This is a genomic window from Arthrobacter sp. TJ-263 (assembly GCF_058269155.1).
The window spans coordinates 419,452-438,362 of sequence record NZ_JBZCNE010000002.1; the positions used below are offsets into that span (position 1 = coordinate 419,452).

The 18,911-nt window shown below is 68.6% G+C and carries 12 protein-coding genes; 8 read left to right on the forward strand and 4 right to left on the reverse strand.

Annotated features, from left to right (window positions below; translation table 11 throughout):
* Positions 1-36 precede the first annotated feature (36 nt).
* From AC4D2F_RS12450 to AC4D2F_RS12475, 6 genes are all read left to right on the forward strand, one after another.
* Entirely contained in the window at positions 37-558 is a 522-nt protein-coding gene (locus AC4D2F_RS12450; protein ID WP_104168482.1) for a gamma carbonic anhydrase family protein, read from the forward strand.
* A gap of 31 nt (positions 559-589) precedes the next feature.
* Positions 590-1,813, forward strand: a complete 1,224-nt coding sequence (locus tag AC4D2F_RS12455) for an ROK family transcriptional regulator (RefSeq protein ID WP_490910815.1) — start codon at positions 590-592, stop codon at positions 1,811-1,813.
* A 125-nt stretch (positions 1,814-1,938) separates the two neighbouring features.
* Entirely contained in the window at positions 1,939-3,477 is a 1,539-nt protein-coding gene (gene mmsA, locus AC4D2F_RS12460) for a multiple monosaccharide ABC transporter ATP-binding protein (protein ID WP_490910816.1), read from the forward strand.
* 24 nt (positions 3,478-3,501) lie between these two features.
* Entirely contained in the window at positions 3,502-4,803 is a 1,302-nt protein-coding gene (gene mmsB, locus AC4D2F_RS12465; protein ID WP_490910817.1) for a multiple monosaccharide ABC transporter permease, read from the forward strand.
* Between the two features lie 69 nt (positions 4,804-4,872).
* On the forward strand, positions 4,873-5,967 hold the full coding sequence (locus AC4D2F_RS12470) for a substrate-binding domain-containing protein (protein WP_490910818.1): 1,095 nt from the start codon (positions 4,873-4,875) through the stop codon (positions 5,965-5,967).
* Between the two features lie 116 nt (positions 5,968-6,083).
* Positions 6,084-7,163 (forward strand): Gfo/Idh/MocA family protein, encoded by a 1,080-nt coding sequence (locus tag AC4D2F_RS12475; protein ID WP_490910819.1) that lies wholly within the window; start codon positions 6,084-6,086, stop codon positions 7,161-7,163.
* A 71-nt stretch (positions 7,164-7,234) separates the two neighbouring features.
* On the opposite strand, the gene AC4D2F_RS12480 is transcribed toward AC4D2F_RS12475, so the two are convergent.
* From AC4D2F_RS12480 to purH, 4 genes are all read right to left on the reverse strand, one after another.
* Positions 7,235-9,286 carry a chaplin family protein gene (locus AC4D2F_RS12480; protein ID WP_490910820.1) on the reverse strand — a complete coding sequence of 684 codons (2,052 nt, stop codon included), beginning with the start codon at positions 9,284-9,286 and terminating at the stop codon, positions 7,235-7,237.
* Positions 9,287-9,373: 87 nt separating this feature from the next.
* Positions 9,374-10,477 carry a hypothetical protein gene (locus AC4D2F_RS12485; protein WP_490910821.1) on the reverse strand — a complete coding sequence of 368 codons (1,104 nt, stop codon included), beginning with the start codon at positions 10,475-10,477 and terminating at the stop codon, positions 9,374-9,376.
* Positions 10,478-10,610: 133 nt separating this feature from the next.
* Complete coding sequence (locus tag AC4D2F_RS12490) at positions 10,611-12,833, reverse strand: NADP-dependent isocitrate dehydrogenase (protein ID WP_490910822.1); 2,223 nt, start codon at positions 12,831-12,833, stop codon at positions 10,611-10,613.
* A gap of 111 nt (positions 12,834-12,944) precedes the next feature.
* The gene (purH, locus tag AC4D2F_RS12495) at positions 12,945-14,546 is read right to left on the reverse strand and encodes a bifunctional phosphoribosylaminoimidazolecarboxamide formyltransferase/IMP cyclohydrolase (protein ID WP_490910823.1); all 1,602 of its coding nucleotides are present in this window, start codon (positions 14,544-14,546) and stop codon (positions 12,945-12,947) included.
* Positions 14,547-14,696: 150 nt separating this feature from the next.
* Between purH and AC4D2F_RS12500 the strand changes: the two genes are divergently transcribed.
* Both AC4D2F_RS12500 and AC4D2F_RS12505 read left to right on the forward strand, forming a co-directional pair.
* Positions 14,697-16,049: an MFS transporter gene (locus AC4D2F_RS12500; protein WP_104168490.1), complete on the forward strand. Its 1,353-nt coding sequence runs from the start codon at positions 14,697-14,699 to the stop codon at positions 16,047-16,049.
* A 143-nt stretch (positions 16,050-16,192) separates the two neighbouring features.
* A complete protein-coding gene (locus tag AC4D2F_RS12505) occupies positions 16,193-18,910 on the forward strand; it encodes an alpha-amylase family glycosyl hydrolase (RefSeq protein WP_490910824.1) in 2,718 nt (905 codons plus the stop codon).
* Position 18,911: the final 1 nt, after the last annotated feature.

Sequence of the window (18,911 nt, forward strand, 5' to 3'; positions counted from 1 at the left end):
CTCCCGCGACGGCAGGGCGTCGCCTAGGCTGACGCCATGGCACACCTCATCCCCTTCCGCGGCAGGACCCCCGTCATCAGCGATTCGGCCTTCACGGCACCGACCGCGTCCCTCATCGGAGAGGTGACGCTCGGCGAATCCGCCAGCGTCTTCTACGGTGCCAGTGTCCGGGCGGACACGGCCGCGATCTCGATCGGCGAGGGGTCCAACCTGCAGGACAACGTGGTGGTCCACGCCGATCCGGGCTACCCGGCCACGATCGGGGCTCGCGTCAGCGTGGGGCACAGTGCCGTGGTGCACGGGTGCACGATCGAGGACGACTGCCTCATCGGGATGAGCGCCACGGTCATGAACGGCGCTGTCATCGGCGCCGGGTCGCTGGTCGCCGCCGGCGCCGTCGTGCTGGAGGGCACGGTCGTCCCGCCGCGGTCGCTCGTCGCCGGCGTCCCGGCCAAGGTGCGCCGGGAACTGGACGACGACGAGGTCGGGGCCGTGCGGGCGAACGCCGACCGCTACAAGACTCTCGCCCAGGAGCACCGCCAAGCGTTCACTTCTTGACGACAGGCATCAGGTGCGGCAGCCTTATGCCATGCCCGCAGAATCCCCCTCGACGGCGAGGACGAGCTCAAGCGGCCCGCCTCCGAGACCGGGTTCGCAGTCCGCCCTGCGCGAGCGGAACCAGCAGCGCGTCATCGCGGCCCTCATGAGCGGCGGGCCCCGGACCCAGGCGGAACTCGCCCGGCAGACGGGCCTCTCCACGGCGACGGTGTCCAACATCGTGAAGTTCATGGCCACGACCGGGATCGTGAGCACCGTGCCGACCACCAGCTCGGGCCGCCGGGCCCTGTCCGTCGTCCTCAACGACAACGGGCAGGTCGCGGCGGGCATCGACATCGGACGCCGACACCTCCGCGTGGTCCTCGCGAGCCCCAACTACCGGGTCCTGCAGGAGGCCTCCGTCACCCTCCCGCTCGGCCACAGTGCCCACGACGGGCTGGCTGCCGCGTCGGACCTCCTGGACACGCTGCTCGAGAACGGCGGCATCTCCCGGGGCGCGCTCCTCGGCGCGGGCATCGGGATCCCGGGTCCCATCGACCGTCGGAGCGGGACGGTGGTGCAGGGCGCCATCCTGCCCGAGTGGGTGGGCATCAACATCCACGAGACATTCAGTGAACGGCTCGGCGTGCCCGTCTTCATCGACAACGACGCCAATCTCGGCGCCCTGGCGCAGGTGACCTGGGGCCCGCACAGTGCGGTGGACAACCTCATGTTCGTCAAGGTGGGGTCCGGCATCGGCTCCGGGCTCGTCCTCAACGGTGCGCTGTTCTACGGCAATGTCGGGATCACCGGGGAGCTGGGGCACACCACCATCAATGAGCACGGCCTCATCTGCCGGTGCGGCAACCGTGGCTGCCTCGAGACCGTCGCCTCGACCTCCACGATGATCGAGCTGCTCAGCCGTGGCGGCAGCGAGCCCGTGGACACCCGGCGCATCGTGGACCGGGCACTCACCGGCGACACCGCGACCCTGCGCGTCATCGACGACGCCGGCGCCGCCATCGGGCGGGCGCTCGCCCACATGGCCAACCTGATCAACCCCGAGACGATCGTCGTCGGCGGTCCGCTCACCGATCTCGGCGAGATCCTCCTCGGGCCGATCCGGCGTGGACTGTCCCGCCATGCCGTGCCGATCATCGGCGAGACGACGGCCGTCTGCATGTCCTCGCTCGGCGACCGCGCCGAGGCCCTCGGTGGCGCCGCCGTCGTCCTCGCCCAGGCAGGACTCGCGCCCGCTCTGGTGGGCTCCACCTAAAGATTTCCTCTGTTTTCGCGGAGCCATGCGTTCAACAGTTGACTGCAAAGGCTCGGGGATGTTCAATTCTTCTCAGGTCGTGATTCGGCCTGCATCAAGACAACGCCGTCACTGCGGGAGAATCCATGAAGAACCACATCATCCTCGAGATGCGCTCCATCACGAAGGAGTTCCCGGGCGTCAAGGCCCTCGCGGACGTCTCGATCGAGGTGCGTGCAGGCGAGATCCACGCGATCTGCGGTGAGAACGGCGCCGGGAAGTCGACACTCATGAAGGTCCTCTCGGGCCTCTACCCGTACGGCGACTACTCGGGCGACATCATCTTCCAGGGCGAAGAGGTCCGGTTCAAGGACATCCGCTCCAGTGAGGCCGCGGGGATCGTCATCATCCACCAGGAACTCGCGCTGATCCCGGAGCTCTCGATCGCGGAGAACATCTTCCTGGGCAACGAGCCCGCCCGCTTCGGCGTCATCGACTGGGACCATGTCAACCGGACCACCCTGGAGCTCATGGCCCGCGTGGGCCTGAGCGAGGACCCGACCACCAAGATCAAGGACATCGGCGTCGGCAAGCAGCAGCTCGTCGAGATCGCCAAGGCACTCAGCAAGTCGGTGAAGCTGCTCATCCTCGACGAGCCCACCGCGGCGCTGAACGAGTCCGACTCGCAGCACCTCCTGGACCTGATGGCCGGCCTGCGGTCCAAGGGCATCAGCTGCATCATGATCTCCCACAAGCTCAACGAGATCGAGCAGATCGCCGACTCGATCACCATCATCCGCGACGGCAGGTCCATCGAGACCCTGCACGTCAAGGAGGACGGCGTCGACGAGGACCGCATCATCCGCGGGATGGTGGGCCGTTCGCTCGAGTCCCGCTTCCCGGACCACACCCCGACGATCGGTGAGACCTTCTTCGAGGTACGGAACTGGACCGTCGGACACCCCACCGTGCCGGACCGCCTGGTGTGCAAGAACTCGAGCTTCAAGGTGCGGCGCGGCGAGATCGTCGGGTTCGCGGGGCTGATGGGCGCCGGGCGTACGGAGCTCGCGCGCTCGGTCTTCGGCCGCTCCTACGGCACCTTCAAGTCCGGCCAGATCGTCATGGACGGCAAGGAGATCACGCTCCGCTCGGTGCCCCAGGCGATCGACGCCGGCCTCGCCTACGTCACCGAGGACCGCAAGTCGCTCGGCCTCAACCTGCTGGACGACATCAAGACCACCACGGTGTCCGCGAACCTGCAGAAGATCACGCGCGGTCTCGTCGTCGACAGGGACGAGGAGTTCAGGATCTCCGAGGAGTACCGGAAGTCGCTGCGCACCAAGACGCCGAGCGTCAACGAGGGCGTCGCGAAGCTCTCGGGCGGCAACCAGCAGAAGGTCGTCCTCGCGAAGTGGATGTTCACCGATCCCGAACTGCTGATCCTCGACGAGCCCACCCGCGGCATCGATGTGGGAGCCAAGTACGAGATCTACGGCATCATCCAGAAACTCGCCGACCAGGGGAAGGGCGTCATCGTCATCTCCTCCGAACTGCCCGAACTGCTCGGCCTCTCGGACCGGATCTACACGATCTTCGAGGGCGCCATCACCGGTGAAGTGGAACGCGAGAACGCGAACCAGGAATCCCTGATGAAACTCATGACCGCCAGCAGGAAATCCGCCTGACCCGTTGACCCAAGGAAAGACACCATGAATTCCCTCAAGCAAATCTTCGGCGGGAACACCCGCCAGTTCGGGATGATCTTCGCCCTGGTCGCGCTCGTCCTGTTCTTCCAGTGGCGCACGGGCGGCAAGATGCTCACGTCCGTCAACATGATGAACCTGTTCAACGGCAACTCGTACATCCTCATCCTCGCGATCGGGATGGTGCTGGTCATCATCGCCGGGCACATCGACCTCTCCGTCGGCTCCGTCGCCGCGTTCGTCGGCATCGTCGTCGCGATCGCGATGCGCGACTGGGGCATCCCCTGGTACCTCGGGGTGGTGCTCGGTCTGGCGCTCGGTGCGCTCATCGGGGTGTGGCAGGGCTTCTGGGTGGCCTATGTCGGCATACCCGCGTTCATCGTCACCCTCGCCGGGATGCTCATCTTCCGCGGCGCCAACCAGTCCGTCGGCAACTCCCTCACCGTCCCGGTCCCCGAGGGCTTCCGTGAGCTCGGCGCGGGCTACCTGCCCGAGGTCGGTCCCAACATCGGCTACAACAACCTGACCCTGCTGATGGGCTTCGCCCTCGTGGCCTTCGTGATCTACAACGAGATCCGGGGACGCCGCAAGCTGGAGAAGATCAACGCCGAGGTGCCCCCCATGTGGGTCCCCGTCACCAAGGTGGTCCTGCTCTCCGCGGTCATCCTCTACGCGACCTACCTCTTCGCGACCGGGCGTCCCGGGACGTCCTTCCCGGTCCCCGGCCTGATCCTCGGCGTCCTCGTCATCATCTACGCGTTCATCTCCAACAAGACCATCGCCGGCCGCCATGTGTACGCCGTCGGTGGCAACCGCCACGCGGCCGAGCTGTCCGGTGTGCAGGGCAAGCGCGTGAACTTCATGGTCATGATGAACATGTCGATCCTCGCGGCCCTCGCGGGCATGATCTTCGTCGGCCGCTCGACCGCCTCCGGCCCGTCGGACGGCGTCGGCTGGGAGCTCGATGCGATCGCGGCCGTGTTCATCGGCGGCGCAGCCGTCACCGGTGGCGTCGGGACCGTGGTGGGATCCATCATCGGAGGCCTCGTCATGGCCGTCCTGAACAACGGACTGCAGCTCCTCGGAGCCGGCGCCGACGACACCCAGATCATCAAGGGCCTCGTCCTGCTCATCGCCGTCGCCTTCGACGTCTACAGCAAGAGCCAGGGCAAGCCGTCCATCATCGGGCTGATCACCAGGCGGTTCGGCGGAGGCGACGGCGGCAAGAAGGTCGACACCGAGGTCCCCACTCCCTCCCCGACCGAGCAGGCCGTCGGAACGAAGCAGGTCATCTCGCACGACGTCTAGGGCCCGGCATCCCCGGTTCCCGGAACCACAGCTTTCCCCGTCCACACGAGCAAGAGAAAGAGAATGAGAATGCGTACTTTCGCAAAATCCCTCGCAGCGATCGCTGCAGTATCAGCGCTGACGCTGACCGGGTGCGGCCGCGAAGAAGCGGCGCCCTCTGCCGACGGCGAGACCGCCGCTGCAGGCTTCGAAGAAGGATCGGCCATCGGCGTCGCACTCCCGCAGAAGACCTCGGAGAACTGGGTCCTCGCCGAGGAGCTCTTCAATGAGAGACTGACCGAGGCCGGCTACGACCCCGACGTGCAGTTCGCCAACGGCGGCGTCTCCGAGCAGCAGAACCAGATCAGCTCCATGATCACCAACGGTGTGGAGGTCCTGGTCGTCGGTGCCATCGACGGCGCCCAGCTCGGCACCCAGCTCCAGCAGGCCAAGGATGCCGGCATCTCCGTCATCGCCTACGACCGCCTCCTGACCAACACGGAGAACGTGGACTACTACGTGGCCTACGACAACTTCCAGGTCGGCGAACTCCAGGGCCAGGCCCTGCTCGACGGCATGAAGGCCGCGAAGCCCGAAGGGCCCTACAACATCGAGCTGTTCGCCGGTTCGCCGGACGACGCCAACGCGAAGGTCTTCTTCGACGGCGCCATGAGCATCCTCCAGCCCGAGATCGACAACGGCAACCTCGTCGTCGTGTCCGGCCAGGAGACCTTCGACCAGGTCGTGACCCAGGGCTGGGAGGCGGAGAACGCCCAGAGGCGCATGGACACCCTGCTCTCCGGCAGCTACAGCTCCGAGGACCTCGACGGCGTCCTCTCCCCCAATGACACGCTCGCCCGTGCGATCCTGACCTCGGTCAAGGGTGCCGGCAAGCCCATCCCCGTCGTCACCGGCCAGGACTCCGAGGTCGAATCCGTGAAGTCGATCATGGCGGGCGAGCAGTACTCCACGATCAACAAGGACACCCGTGCCCTCGTGGAACATGCGATCGTGATGGTCAACGACCTGCAGGCCGGGAACGAACTCGAGATCAACGACCCCGATTCCTACGAGAACGGCGTCAAGACGGTCCCCGCGTACCTCCTCGAGCCGCAGATCGTCACCCAGGAGAACGCAGCGGAGGCGTACGCCGACAACGAGGAGCTGGCCCCGCTCACCCAGTAGCACCCGTCCGGAATCCTCCGGCAGCAGGACCTGAAGCGCCCCGGCTCCGGCCGGGGCGCTTCGTCGTGTCGGCGCCGGGGATGGACGCAGCTCCGACCAGCGGCGAGGATGGGTCCATGAACCCACAGCACCGCATGATCGTTCCCCCCTGCGCGGAAGCAGGAGCCCCCAGCCCGGTCGTCGCCACCGGCAGGCCGCTGAAGTGGGGCGTGATCGCCACCGGCGGTATCGCGTCCAAGGTGACGCAGGACATCGCCCTGCTCGAGGACGCCGTGCTCCATGCGGTCAGCTCCCGCAGCGCGGACAGTGCCGCCGCGTTCGCCGACCGCTTCGGGTTCGCCACCAGCTACGGCAACGACGGCGGCATGGCCGGCTACCAGCGCCTCGTGGACGACCCGGAGGTCGACGTCGTCTACATCACCACACCGCACGGCCAGCACTACGACGTCGCGAAGGCCGCCCTCACGGCGGGCAAGCACGTCCTGTGCGAGAAGCCCTTCACCATCAACGCGGCCGAGGCGGAGGAACTCGCCGCGATCGCCGCCGACGGTGGGCTCTTCCTCATGGAAGCGGTCTGGACGCGCTTCCTGCCCAGCGTGAACCGCGCCTGGGAGATCATCCACTCCGGCGAGCTGGGCGACATCCGGTGGGTGCAGGCGGACCTCGGGTTCACCGCTCCGGAGGACCCGACCAGCAGGCTCTGGGACCCGGCGGCCGGCGGTGGCGCGCTGCTGGACCTGACGGTCTATCCGCTCACGTGGGCGCTGGGGTCCCTCGGCTTCCCGGATTCCGTGTCCGCCGTCGGGACGCTCAACAGTGACGGCGTCGACCTCCAGAACGCTGTGACCCTCGGGTACGGGAGCGGCGCGTATGCCCAGCTGTCGTCATCGTTCATCGCCTCCTGCCCCGGCCAGGCGACGGTGTGCGGGTCGAAGGGCTGGCTGAAGACCGGTGGCGGGAACCTGCACAACCCGACGGAACTGACGATCAAGGCCGGTCAGGAGGAGGCCCGCGTGGAGCACTTCGAGCAGGCCGGCGCCGGCTACACCTATGAGCTGCGCGAGGTGACCCGCTGCATCCAGGAGGGCCTGACGGAGAGCCCGACGATGCCGATCGGCGACACGGTGAAGACGATGCGTCTGCTCGACGGCGTGCGCGCCCAGATCGGCCTGCGCTACGCGAACGACGCGGCCTGACCGGACACGCAATGGGGACGGGGCCCGCAGCGTACGCTGCGGGCCCCGTCCCTTTGCTGGAGCGATGAGGCCTAGGCGATCGTCCCCAGTCGCCGCGCTGCCAGGACGCCGCCGGCGCCGCTGAGCAGGAGTAACGCGCCGAGCAGCAGGGCCTGCCCGTCCCCGAAGCCCGTGGAGGCGAGAACCTCCGGACTGTTGGTCGCGTCCGACGGCATCGCAGCGGGTGCAATCCCTGTGGACGCGGTTGTCAGCGTGCGGGACGTAGTTGCGTTCCCGCCCGTGACGACACCGGTGAGGGTAGCGGGCATCGTGTCCGAGCCGCCAGCGCCATCACGCACCGCGTCCTGGGCTCCGGGAACCGTAGCGGTGGGCACGTCTGGCATGCCGGGCATCACTGGCGTCACCGGGGTGCCTGGCGTGGTCGCCACCGGGGTGCCCGGGGTAGCCGGTGTGCCCGGGGTACCCGGCGTGGTCGGCGTGTCTGGAGTTGCCGGCGTCACCGGGTTCACAGGGGTCCCGGGCGTGCCCGGGGTTTCGACCGCGGTACCGCACTCGGTGCTGCCGTCACCGATCACGGACACACCGTTGCAGCCGACATTCACCGGCACGACGACCTCAGGCGTGACCACATTCCCAACCAGAATCCCGCCGGGCAGCAGACCGCCGGTCGAGCCGTCCGTCATACCCGTGGTGCCACCGGTGGTGCCACCCGTGGTGCCGGTCGAGTCACCGGAGGTCTCCCCGGTGGAACCGGTCGAACCCGTGGTGCAGTCCGAGGCACTGTCACCGATCACGGACACACCATTGCAGCCGACATTCACCGGCACGACGACCTCAGGCGCGACCACATTCCCAACCAGAATCCCGCCGGGCAGCAGACCGCCGGTCGAGCCGTCCGTCATACCGGTGGTGCCACCGGTGGTGCCACCCGTGGTGCCGGTCGAGCCACCGGAGGTCTCCCCGGTGGAACCGGTTGCACCCGTGGTGCAGTCCGAGGCACTGTCACCGATCACGGACACACCATTGCAGCCGACATTCACCGGTATCGAGACCTCGGGCGCGACCACATTCCCAACCAGAATCCCGCCGGGCAGCAGACCGCCGGTCGAGCCGTCCGTCGTACCCGTGGTGCCACCCGTGGTGCCACCCGTGGTGCCACCCGTGGTGCCGGTCGAGTCACCGGAGGTCTCCCCGGTGGAACCGGTCGAACCCGTGGTGCAGTCCGAGGCACGGTCACCGATCACGGACACACCATTGCAGCCGACATTCACCGGCGCGACGACCTCGGGCGCGACCACATTCCCAACCAGAATCCCGCCGGGCAGCAGACCGCCGGTCGAGCCGTCCGTCATACCGGAGATTTCCCCGGTGTAACCGGTCGAACCCGTGGTGCAGTCCGAGGCACGGTCACCGATCACGGACACACTATTGCAGCCGACATTCACCGGCACGACGACCTCGGGCGCGACCACATTCCCAGCCAGAATCCTGCCGGTCGAGCTGTCCGTCATACCCGTGCCGCCCGTCGAGCCACCGGAGGTTTCCCCGGTGGAACCGGTCGAACCCGGCGTCCCGACGGTCGACGAATCACCGATCACTGATACCGAGTTGCCGGACGCGTTCACCGGGACCGCGACCTCCGGGGAAACGACATTCCCGTTGAGGATCCCGCCGGCCAGCAGACCGCCGGTAGAGCCGCCCGTGGTGCCGCCCGTCGAGCCACCGGAGGTTTCCCCGGTGGAACCGGTCGAACCCGGCGTCCCGACTGTCGACGAATCACCGATCACCGATACCGAGTTGCCCGACGCGTTCACCGGGACCGCGACCTCCGGCGCGATCCGGTTTCCGTTGGCGATCCCACCGCCGAGCAGTCCGCCACCTGCAGAGCCGAGGTCCACGCCGAGTTCGAGCGAGCCCTCGACCAGTGCGGCGGTCCCCTCGATGACCGGGAGGTTCGTCGTCCCGTGTGGAAGCGGTGTTATGACGACGGCGCCAAGGGTTGCCCCGTTAGCCTGGCTTGCTGGTGCCGACAGCTCCGCAGCTGTCGCGGCTCCTGCTCCGAGGACGACGACGCCCCCGGCTAGAAGGACCCCGTAAAGCCCTCGCTGAACGCATGTACGCATGATGTTCTCCTGTAGATCGAAGTGGTGTTGAAGCGCCCTTGGCGCCGTGGGCCGTCGGCCGTGCAATGAAGCGCGGCGAGGCCGCCACTAATCAGGAGATGAACCGGGATCGAAAGTGGGGCCCTCGGGTAGGCTTGACGACGCCGCGCGTCGTCCGGTCCGGCTCAGGACCAGAAGGATCAGGAAGGCGGAACCGCCGAGGACGGCAAGCGGCGCCGTGACGCCGCTACCCGTCATGGATGCTGTGACACCTGCGGACAATGAGGGAGGAGTCGCGGGCAGGGCCGGGATTTCCTGGACGGCCTGTGCCATCTGGACGATGGCAGGCAGGGCGACAGTCGCAAGAAGATCCCTCTGCGAGGCAGCCACGGGAAGATAGGCGGCAGCAACTCCTGCCGACGAGGACAACCCGAGCGTCGCGACCGTCTCGCTCGAGGAACCCGACTCCGCACCCGCGACCGGGCGAGTCTCCGCGGCCGCTCCGGCGCTCCCGCCGGGTGTCACCGTCCCCGGCACATCCGGCTCCTGAACGACCTCGGGAAGGACCTCCTCGGCCGGAGCCGTCGGCCCGGCCGGGATCAGCACCGGAGCAGGCCCAACGGGAATGGGCGCTACCGGAACCGGTACCACCGGAGGCGGGGTCGCCAGTCCGGGCAGGGGCACAATGACGTCCACAACCGGGTCGATGATCTGCGCGACAGGCGCGGCCACCTCGAGCACCGGTCCGGTGACCCCGCCGACGGCTCCGTCGACGGTCCCGACGACGGGAGCCGTCACTCCGGTCACCGTACCGGCGGGCACCAGCGCCTGGACGATCGGCACCTCGGCCACGACGCCGTCGACCAGTGTCGTCACGGGTGTGAGGACACTGGTCGACGGCGCGGCCGCGAGTTCGGGGACGCGTGCTACGAGATCGGGCAGGACCGGGACATCCTGGAGGAATGATGGCGAGTTCGACGCCGGCACAGCGCGAGCCGCGACGGACTGCAGCGGATCGGTGACCGGGGACAGCGCCCCGGCAGCAGCCGTTCCCGTCGCATCGAGGGCCCCGGTGAGCAGACCAGGACCGGCAGACGCTTCGGCAGCGGAGGCGGCGGAGGCGCCGAGGGCCATCAGGCCGAGGGCCCCGGCTGCCGCAAGGAGAAGGGTGCGCGCGCTGGAGGAAAGAGACCGACGCTCACAGGCGTTCATCGCACTTCCACCCCCCAGGCTGAGACCTAGGAGAAACCCTAAACCTACTGAGGTTCTCCTGTAAACAGTCCGGATACGCAGAGGCCGGTGTACCGCGGAGGCGGTACACCGGCCGGTGTGCGGAGGTAGGGGCCTACTTCGCGAGGATCGCCAGGACCTCCGACAGCTTCGCCGAAGGACGCATCACCTCTGTCACCTTCGCGACGTCGGGGTGGTAGTACCCGCCGATGTCCGCCGGTGACCCCTGGACGGCGAGCAGCTCGGACACGATGGTGTCCTCGTTGCCCGTCAGCGCCTCGGCCACCCGGGCGAAGCTCTCCGCGAGCTCGGCATCCTGCTCCTGCTCGGCCAGTTCCTCGGCCCAGTAACGGGCGAGGAAGTAGTGGCTCCCGCGGTTGTCGATCTCGCCGACGCGGCGGCTGGGCGACTTGTTCTCGAGCAGGAAGGTGCCCGTCGCCCGGTCGAGCGTGTCGGCGAGGATCTGCGCGCGGGCGTTCCCCGTCGTCGTCGCCAGGTGTTCGAAGCTGACGGCCAGGGCCAGGAATTCGCCGAGGCTGTCCCAGCGGAGGTGGTTCTCCTTCACGAGCTGCTGCACGTGCTTGGGAGCCGATCCGCCGGCGCCGGTCTCGAAGAGCCCGCCGCCGTTCATGAGGGGGACCACGGAGAGCATCTTGGCGCTGGTGCCGAGTTCGAGGATCGGGAACAGGTCCGTCAGGTAGTCGCGGAGCACGTTGCCCGTGACGGAGATGGTGTCCTGGCCCTGGCGGATGCGCTTGAGCGTGAACGCCGTGGCGTCGACCGGCGTCATGATCTCGAGGGTGACGTCGTCCGTCCCGTGCTCGGCCAGGTACTCCCTGACCTTCGCGATGAGATGGGCGTCGTGGGCGCGGCTCTCGTCGAGCCAGAACACGGCCGGCGTCGCCGAGGCCCGCGCGCGGGTCACGGCGAGCTTCACCCAGTCGAGGATGGCGGCGTCCTTGGTCTGGCAGGCGCGCCAGATGTCGCCGGGCTCGACGTCGTGCTCGATCAGCACAGTGCCCTCGCCGTCGACCAGCTGCACCGTGCCCGCGGCCTGGATCTCGAAGGTCTTGTCGTGGCTGCCGTACTCCTCGGCGGCCTGCGCCATGAGGCCGACGTTCGGGACGGTACCCATGGTGGTCGGGTCGAACGCGCCGTGGGCGCGGCAGTCGTCGAGGACGACCTGGTAGATGCCGGCGTAGCTGCTGTCCGGGAGGACGGCGAGCGTGTCGGCTTCCTTGCCGTCCGGTCCCCACATGTGGCCGGAGCTCCTGATCATGGCCGGCATGGACGCGTCCACGATCACGTCGCTCGGCACGTGCAGGTTGGTGATGCCCTTGTCCGAGTCCACCATGGCGATCGCCGGCCCGTCCTCCATGCCGCGGGCGATGGCCTGCCGGACGCCCTCGCGGACGTCCTCCGGGAGCTTGTCGAGACCGCTGAGGATGGAGGCGAGGCCGTTGTTCGGGCTGAGGCCGGCGGCGGTGAGCTGGGCGCCGTATTTCTCGAAGAGCTCGGGCAGGAAGGCGCGGACCACGTGGCCGAAGATGATGGGGTCGGAGACCTTCATCATGGTGGCCTTGAGGTGCGCCGAGAAGAGCACGCCCTCCTGCTTCGCCCGGGCGACCTGCGCCTTCAGGAACTCGTTGAGTGCGGCGGCGCGCATGACGGTGCCGTCCACGACCTCGCCGGCGAGCACGGGGAACGGGGCCTTGAGCACGCTGACGGTGCCGTCGGCCGCGACGTGCTGGATCGAGACGGTGCCGTCGGCGGGGATCACCACGGACTTCTCGTTGGAGCGGAAGTCGTCGCCCGTCATGTGTGCCACGTTGGTCCTGGACTCCGGCGTCCAGGCCCCCATGCTGTGCGGGTTCTGCCGGGCGTAGTTCTTGACGGACGCCGGGGCGCGGCGGTCCGAGTTGCCCTCGCGCAGGACGGGATTCACGGCGCTGCCCTTGACCTTGTCGTACCGCGCGCGGACGTCCTTCTCCTCGTCCGTCGACGGGTGGTCCGGGTAGTCCGGCAGGGCGTAGCCCTGGCCCTGGAGTTCGGCGATGACCGTCTTGAGCTGGGGGACGGACGCGCTGATGTTCGGCAGCTTGATGATGTTCGCTTCCGGCGTCTTCGCCAGCGCGCCGAGCTCGGCGAGGGCATCCGCTTGTCGCTGGTCCTCGGTGAGGTGGTCACCGAAGAGGGCAATGATGCGCCCCGACAGCGAGATGTCCCGGGTCTCCACCTCGACGCCGGCCGTGGAGGCGAACGCCTCGACGATCGGCAGGAACGAGTAGGTGGCGAGCATCGGCGCTTCGTCGGTGTGGGTGTAGATGATTCTGGCCATGGGTTGGCGTCTCCCTGGTGCTCATGCGGTGTACGGGTGGTTGGGGTTGCCCATCGGCTCTAACCTACCGAGCTTTTTCGGGCTTCGCCTCACGGCGGATGTGAGGCGGTGTCAGTGGAAGAAGTGGCGCGCACCTGTCAGGTAGAGCGTGACGCCGGCGGCGTTCGCGGCGTCGATCACTTCCTGGTCGCGCACCGATCCGCCCGGCTGCACGACCGCGCGGACCCCGGCGTCGAGCAGGATCTGGAGGCCGTCGGCGAAGGGGAAGAAGGCATCCGACGCCGCCACCGAACCGCGGGCGCGTTCGGTACCGCCCAGGGTGTTGGCGCGTTCGACGGCGAGCCGGCACGAATCGACGCGGTTGACCTGGCCCATGCCGACGCCGACGGAGGCGCCGTCGTTCGCGAGCAGGATCGCGTTCGACTTGGCGGCGCGGCACGCCTTCCAGGCGAAGGCGAGGTCGGCGAGCGTCGCCTCGTCGGCGGCCTCACCGGCGGCGAGGGTCCACCCCGCGGGGTCGTCGCCGTCCGCGTCGAGGGCGTCGGCGACCTGCATCAGCACTCCACCGGAGACCTGGCGGAACTCCACCGGGTTCCGCCCGTAGCCGTCCGGCAGGGTCAGGAGCCGGATGTTCTTCTTCCGGGAGAGGATGTCGACGGCCTCGGCGGAGAACGACGGCGCGATCACGACCTCCGTGAAGATCTCCTTCACGGTCCGCGCCATGCCCGCGGTGACCTCGCGGTTCGCGGCGATGACGCCGCCGAACGCGGAGACCGGGTCGCAGGCGTGGGCCTTCGCGTGCGCGTCGGCGATGGGGTCCTCCGTCGCGGCGGATCCGACGGCGACGCCGCACGGATTGGCGTGCTTGATGATCGCGACGGCGGGCTCGTCGAAGTCGAAGGCCGCGCGCAGGGCGGCGTCCGCGTCGACGAAGTTGTTGTAGCTCATGGCTTTGCCGTGCAGCTGGTCCGCCTGCGCGATGCCCGGCGTGGCACCCTTCTCGACGTACAGCGCGGCCTGCTGGTGCGGGTTCTCGCCGTAGCGGAGCACCTCGGACCGCTCGAGGGCGAGGCCCGCGTAGCCGGGCCAGCCGGCGCCGTCGTCGATCTCGAACTGCTCAGCGGTCCAGGAGGCGACGGCGGTGTCGTACGCGGCGGTGTGCGCGAAGGCGAGCGCGGCCAGCCCGCGTCGTGCCCGGAGGTCGAAGCCACCTTCCGCGGCGGCGGTGACCACGTCGCCGTAGCGCGCAGGATGGACGACGACGGCGACCGACGGGTGGTTCTTCGCCGCGGACCGCACCATCGCCGGCCCGCCGATGTCGATCTGCTCGACGACGTCGTCGGGCTCCGCCCCCGAGCGCACGGTCTCCACGAAGGGGTAGAGGTTCACGACCACGAGGTCGAACGCCTCGATGTCGAGCTCGGCGAGCTGGTCGATGTGCTCCTGGCGGCGGCGGTCGGCGAGGATGCCGGCATGGACCTTGGGGTGGAGGGTCTTCACGCGGCCGTCGAGGGTCTCCTGGAAGCCTGTCACCTCGGAGACCTCGGTGACGGGGACACCCGCGGCGGCGATGCGCTGCGCCGTCGAGCCGGTGGAGACGATGACGACGCCCGCGCGGTGCAGGCCCTGCGCCAGCTCCTCCAGCCCGGTCTTGTCGAACACCGAGATGAGTGCTCGGCGGATGGGGACACGGTCGAGGTGGGGCAGGCTCACGCAAATCTCCGTAGGTCGCTTCGCTGGGTCGCCGTCCAGTCTATAGGGGTGCCCCGGCCGGCACCCCCGGATGACGCATGGTGCCCGAGGGGACAGGGAAGGCGCCTGGCGTACAGTTTTCCCGTACCCGCTCCCCTCCCCGAAGGCACCATGAGCATCAATACGCAACTCCCCACCGGCGACCAGGTGGTGCAGGACCTCCCCTGGCGCTGGAAGGTCCAGGGGAAGATCTTCCTCATCGGCGGCCTCGGCTTCATGTTCGACGCCTGGGACGTGACCCTGAACGCCTACCTGATCCCGCTGCTGATCGGCGACTGGGGGATCACCTCGGGCCAGGCGGCGTGGATCGCGACGTCGAACCTGATCGGCATGGCCGTCGGCGCCTTCGCGTGGGGGTCCGTCGCGGACATCATCGGCCGCAAGAAGGCGTTCACCCTCACCCTGCTCGTCTTCGCCCTCTTCACGGTCCTCGGGGCGTTCTCACCGGACATCGTCTGGTTCTGCGTGTTCCGGTTCCTGGCCGGCTTCGGCCTCGGCGGCTGCATCCCCGTGGACTACGCGCTCGTCGGCGAGTTCACGCCGCGGCGCCAGCGCGGCCGGGTCCTGACGGCCATGGACGCGTGGTGGCCGATCGGCGCCTTCCTCTGCGGCGTGGTGACGACGGCGATCGTCGCGCAGACCGGTGACTGGCGGTACACCATGCTCGTCATGGTGCTGCCGGCCCTCCTCGTGTTCTGGGTGCGCCGCAGCGTGCCCGAGTCCCCGCTGTACCTCGTGCAGCGCGGCCGGCGCGACGAGGCCCGGGCCGTCATCGACGACCTCGTGGCGAGGACCGGCGCCGAGGAGCGCCCGTGGCGCCTGCCGGAGCCCGAGGACACGCCCCGGCTCTCGCTCGGCAGCATCTCCGGACAGCTCACGGGCCTCTGGCGCTTCGACTGGCGCATCACCCTGACGGCGTGGAGCCTGTTCCTGACCATCCTGCTCGTCTACTACGGGGCCCTCACGTGGATGCCGCGCATCCTCATCGCCTCCGGCTACGCGCAGTCCGTCGCGTTCATCACCACCACGTTCATGACCGGCGTCGGCTTCCTCGGCGTGATCGCCGCGGCCCTGCTGGTGGAGCGCGTGGGCCGCAAGTGGCTACTGGCGATCACCGGCCCGGGCTCGGCAGCGCTCCTCGTGGCCTTCGCGCTGACCCTGGACCTGCCGGCGGTCGCCACGGCGTGGCTGCTGGCCTTCGGCTTCGTGGTGCAGGTGGCGATCCCCGTGCTGTACACCTACGTCTCCGAGCTCTACCCCACCGAGCTGCGGGGCAGCGGGTTCGGCTGGGCGTCGACCATCTCCCGCATCGGAGCGGGCCTCGTTCCGCTGATCTTCGGCACCCTCCTGTGGCCCTTGCTCGGCCTGCCGCTCACGTTCGCGCTCATCGGCGGTCTCGTGGTCCTCGCCGTCCTGTTCATGGCGTTCAACGCGCCCGAGACGAAGGCCGCCCGGCTGCGCTGACCGGCCCCGGCCGGGGCCCGGTGGACACGTCCGGATCGACGGGGACCAGGAGTCCGAAATAGTTTTCGCGTAAATTGCGCGCGGAGGATTGACTCGTCGTGTGACGTCGGACACGCTGATGCCTGACCCCCGAAGGAGACCCCGTGAAACCACGCCACGCCACCGTCGTCGTGCTGACCGCCCTTGTTGCCGGTTCCGTCGCCGCACCCCCCGCTTTCGCCGCCCCGAAGAACCCCGCAGACTCCTCCGCCGCGTCGGCCCGGCACTCGCTGCGCACCGCGGTCACGGACGAGAACTTCTACTTCGTCATGGCCGACCGCTTCCAGAACGGCAGCACGGCCAACGACGACGGCGGGCTCGGCCCCGATCGGTGGGTGTCCGGCTTCGACCCCACCCGGAAGGGCTACTACAACGGCGGCGACCTCCAGGGCCTGCTCCAGGAGCTCGACTACATCCAGGGCCTGGGCACCACCTCCCTCTGGCTCACCCCGAGCTTCAAGAACCGCGCCGTGCAGCCGGAGGACAACTCGGCCGGCTACCACGGCTACTGGATCACCGACTTCACGCAGATCGATCCACACCTCGGTACCAACGAGGACCTCAGGACCCTCATCGATGCCGCACACGCGCGAGGCATGAAGGTCTACTTCGACATCATCACCAACCACACCGCGGATGTGATCGGCTACGACGCCGGCGAGCGCGCCCCCTACGTCTCCAAGGACGAGGAGCCGTACCGCGACGCCGACGGCACCGCGTTCGACGACCGCGACTACGCGGGCACGGGCACCTTCCCCGAGCTCGACGCCGCGACCTCCTTCCCGTACATCCCCGTGGTACCGGAGGCCGACAAGGACCTGAAGGTCCCCGAGTGGCTGAACGATCCCACGCTCTACCACAACCGCGGCGACACGACCTTCGCGGGCGAGGACGCCTACTACGGTGACTTCTTCGGCCTCGACGATCTGTCCACCGAGCACCCCGTGGTGGTGGACGGCATGATCGACATCTACAAGACGTGGATCGCCGACTTCGGCGTGGACGGCTTCCGGATCGACACCATGAAGCACGTGAACGACGAGTTCTGGCAGGAGTTCGGCCCCGAGGTCCTCTCCTACGCGCAGCAGCAGGGCAAGGACGAGTTCTTCATGTTCGGCGAGGTCTTCGACACCACGAAGTCCTTCACCTCGCAGTTCACCACGCGCAACCGCATGCAGTCGGTCCTCGACTTCCCGTTCCAGGCCGCCGCCCGCGGCTACGCCTCGCAGGGCGCGCCCGCAACGGATCTCGAGCGCTTCTTCGCCGGCGACGACTGGTACACGGACGCGGACTCCAACGCCTACAGCCTGCCGACCTTCCTCGGGAACCACGACATGGGCCGGATCGGCGGCTTCATCGCGAGCGACAACCCCGGCGCGGCCGACGACGAGCTGCTGGCGAGGGACACCCTCGCACACGAACTCATGTACTTCTCACGCGGCAACCCGGTGATCTACTACGGCGACGAGCAGGGATTCACGGGCCCCGGCGGCGACCAGGACTCGCGGCAGACGCTGTTCGCCAGCCAGGTCCCCGAGTACCTCGACGACGACCTGCTGGGCACCGACGCGACCCACGCCACCGACAACTTCGACGCGACCCACCCCCTGTACCAGGGCATCGCGACCCTCGCCGACGTCACCGCGGAGCACCCGGCCCTGCGCAACGGCGCCCACCAGCACCGGTACGCCTCGGACGGCCCGGGCATCTACGCGTTCTCCCGGACCGACGCGAAGGACCAGCGCGAGTACGTGGTGGCACTGAACAACAGCACCGGGCCGAGGACCGCCGCCATCCCCACCTACGCCGGCAAGCGCACCTTCGGCCTCGTCCACGGCGACGCGCCCCAGCACGCGAAGTCCGCGGCCGACGGCACCCTCACCGTCACCGTCCCCGCGCTGTCCACGGTGGTCTACGAGCTGTCGGGGAAGATCCCGCACTCCAAGGCCGCACCGGCGATCAGCCTCCAGCAGCCGGCACCAGCCGCCGAGGACAACGGCCGCATGAGGGTCGCTGCCGACGTCGCCGGCTCCTCGTTCTACGAGGTCACCTTCGAGGCCCGCACCCCGGGCTCCCCGTGGACGAGCATCGGCACGGACGACAACGCGCCGTACAGCGTCTACCACGACACCAGCGCGCTCCCCGCCGGGACGGCGGTGGAGTACCGCGCCGTGGTCCTCGACAACGCGCGCCACACACGGACCTCCGCGGTGGCATCGGCCACCGTCCCGCAGCCGCGGCTGACCATGGGCCTTCCGGCCGAGGGCACGCAGGTCCAGGGCGAGGTCGAGGTGACCGCCACCGCGAGCCCGGAGAACTCCGAGTACGCCGTGACCCTCGAGCGCAGCATCGCCGGAGGGGCGTGGACGGCGATCGGTTCGGACGACTCGTCGCCGACCTACACCGCCGTCGACGATCTCGCGGCCCTCGACCTCGCCGAAGGCACCCAGGTCCGGTACCGTGCCGTGCTCGGGACCTCGGTGAGCGACATCAGGACCGTGAGGGTCGGCTCGGTCGTCGACCAGCCCGGTTCCGTGGCCGTGGCCGGCAGCCTCGATTCCGAGCTGGGCTGCGGCGGGGACTGGGACCCGGCGTGCGACCAGGCGCAGATGACCTTCGATGCCGCCTCGCAGACCTGGATCCTCGAGGTCGCCGACCTGCCCGCCGGCAGCTACGAGTACAAGGCGGCGCTCAACCGCAGCTGGACCGAGAACTACGGCGCCGGCGGCGGCCGCGACGGCAGCAACATCGCACTCCAGCACGCGGGCGGTCCGGTGACCTTCGTGTACGACCACCGCACGCACGTGATCGGCACGCGCTAAC

What these genes read in the sequence shown, in the direction of transcription:
- AC4D2F_RS12450 (WP_104168482.1), top strand. Translation starts at nt 37, where the DNA reads ATGGCACACCTCATCCCCTTCCGCGGCAGGACCCCCGTCATCAGCGAT.
- AC4D2F_RS12455 (WP_490910815.1), top strand. Translation starts at nt 590, where the DNA reads ATGCCCGCAGAATCCCCCTCGACGGCGAGGACGAGCTCAAGCGGCCCG.
- mmsA (WP_490910816.1), top strand. Translation starts at nt 1,939, where the DNA reads ATGAAGAACCACATCATCCTCGAGATGCGCTCCATCACGAAGGAGTTC.
- mmsB (WP_490910817.1), top strand. Translation starts at nt 3,502, where the DNA reads ATGAATTCCCTCAAGCAAATCTTCGGCGGGAACACCCGCCAGTTCGGG.
- AC4D2F_RS12470 (WP_490910818.1), top strand. Translation starts at nt 4,873, where the DNA reads ATGCGTACTTTCGCAAAATCCCTCGCAGCGATCGCTGCAGTATCAGCG.
- AC4D2F_RS12475 (WP_490910819.1), top strand. Translation starts at nt 6,084, where the DNA reads ATGAACCCACAGCACCGCATGATCGTTCCCCCCTGCGCGGAAGCAGGA.
- AC4D2F_RS12480 (WP_490910820.1), bottom strand. Translation starts at nt 9,286, where the DNA reads ATGCGTACATGCGTTCAGCGAGGGCTTTACGGGGTCCTTCTAGCCGGG.
- AC4D2F_RS12485 (WP_490910821.1), bottom strand. Translation starts at nt 10,477, where the DNA reads ATGAACGCCTGTGAGCGTCGGTCTCTTTCCTCCAGCGCGCGCACCCTT.
- AC4D2F_RS12490 (WP_490910822.1), bottom strand. Translation starts at nt 12,833, where the DNA reads ATGGCCAGAATCATCTACACCCACACCGACGAAGCGCCGATGCTCGCC.
- AC4D2F_RS12500 (WP_104168490.1), top strand. Translation starts at nt 14,697, where the DNA reads ATGAGCATCAATACGCAACTCCCCACCGGCGACCAGGTGGTGCAGGAC.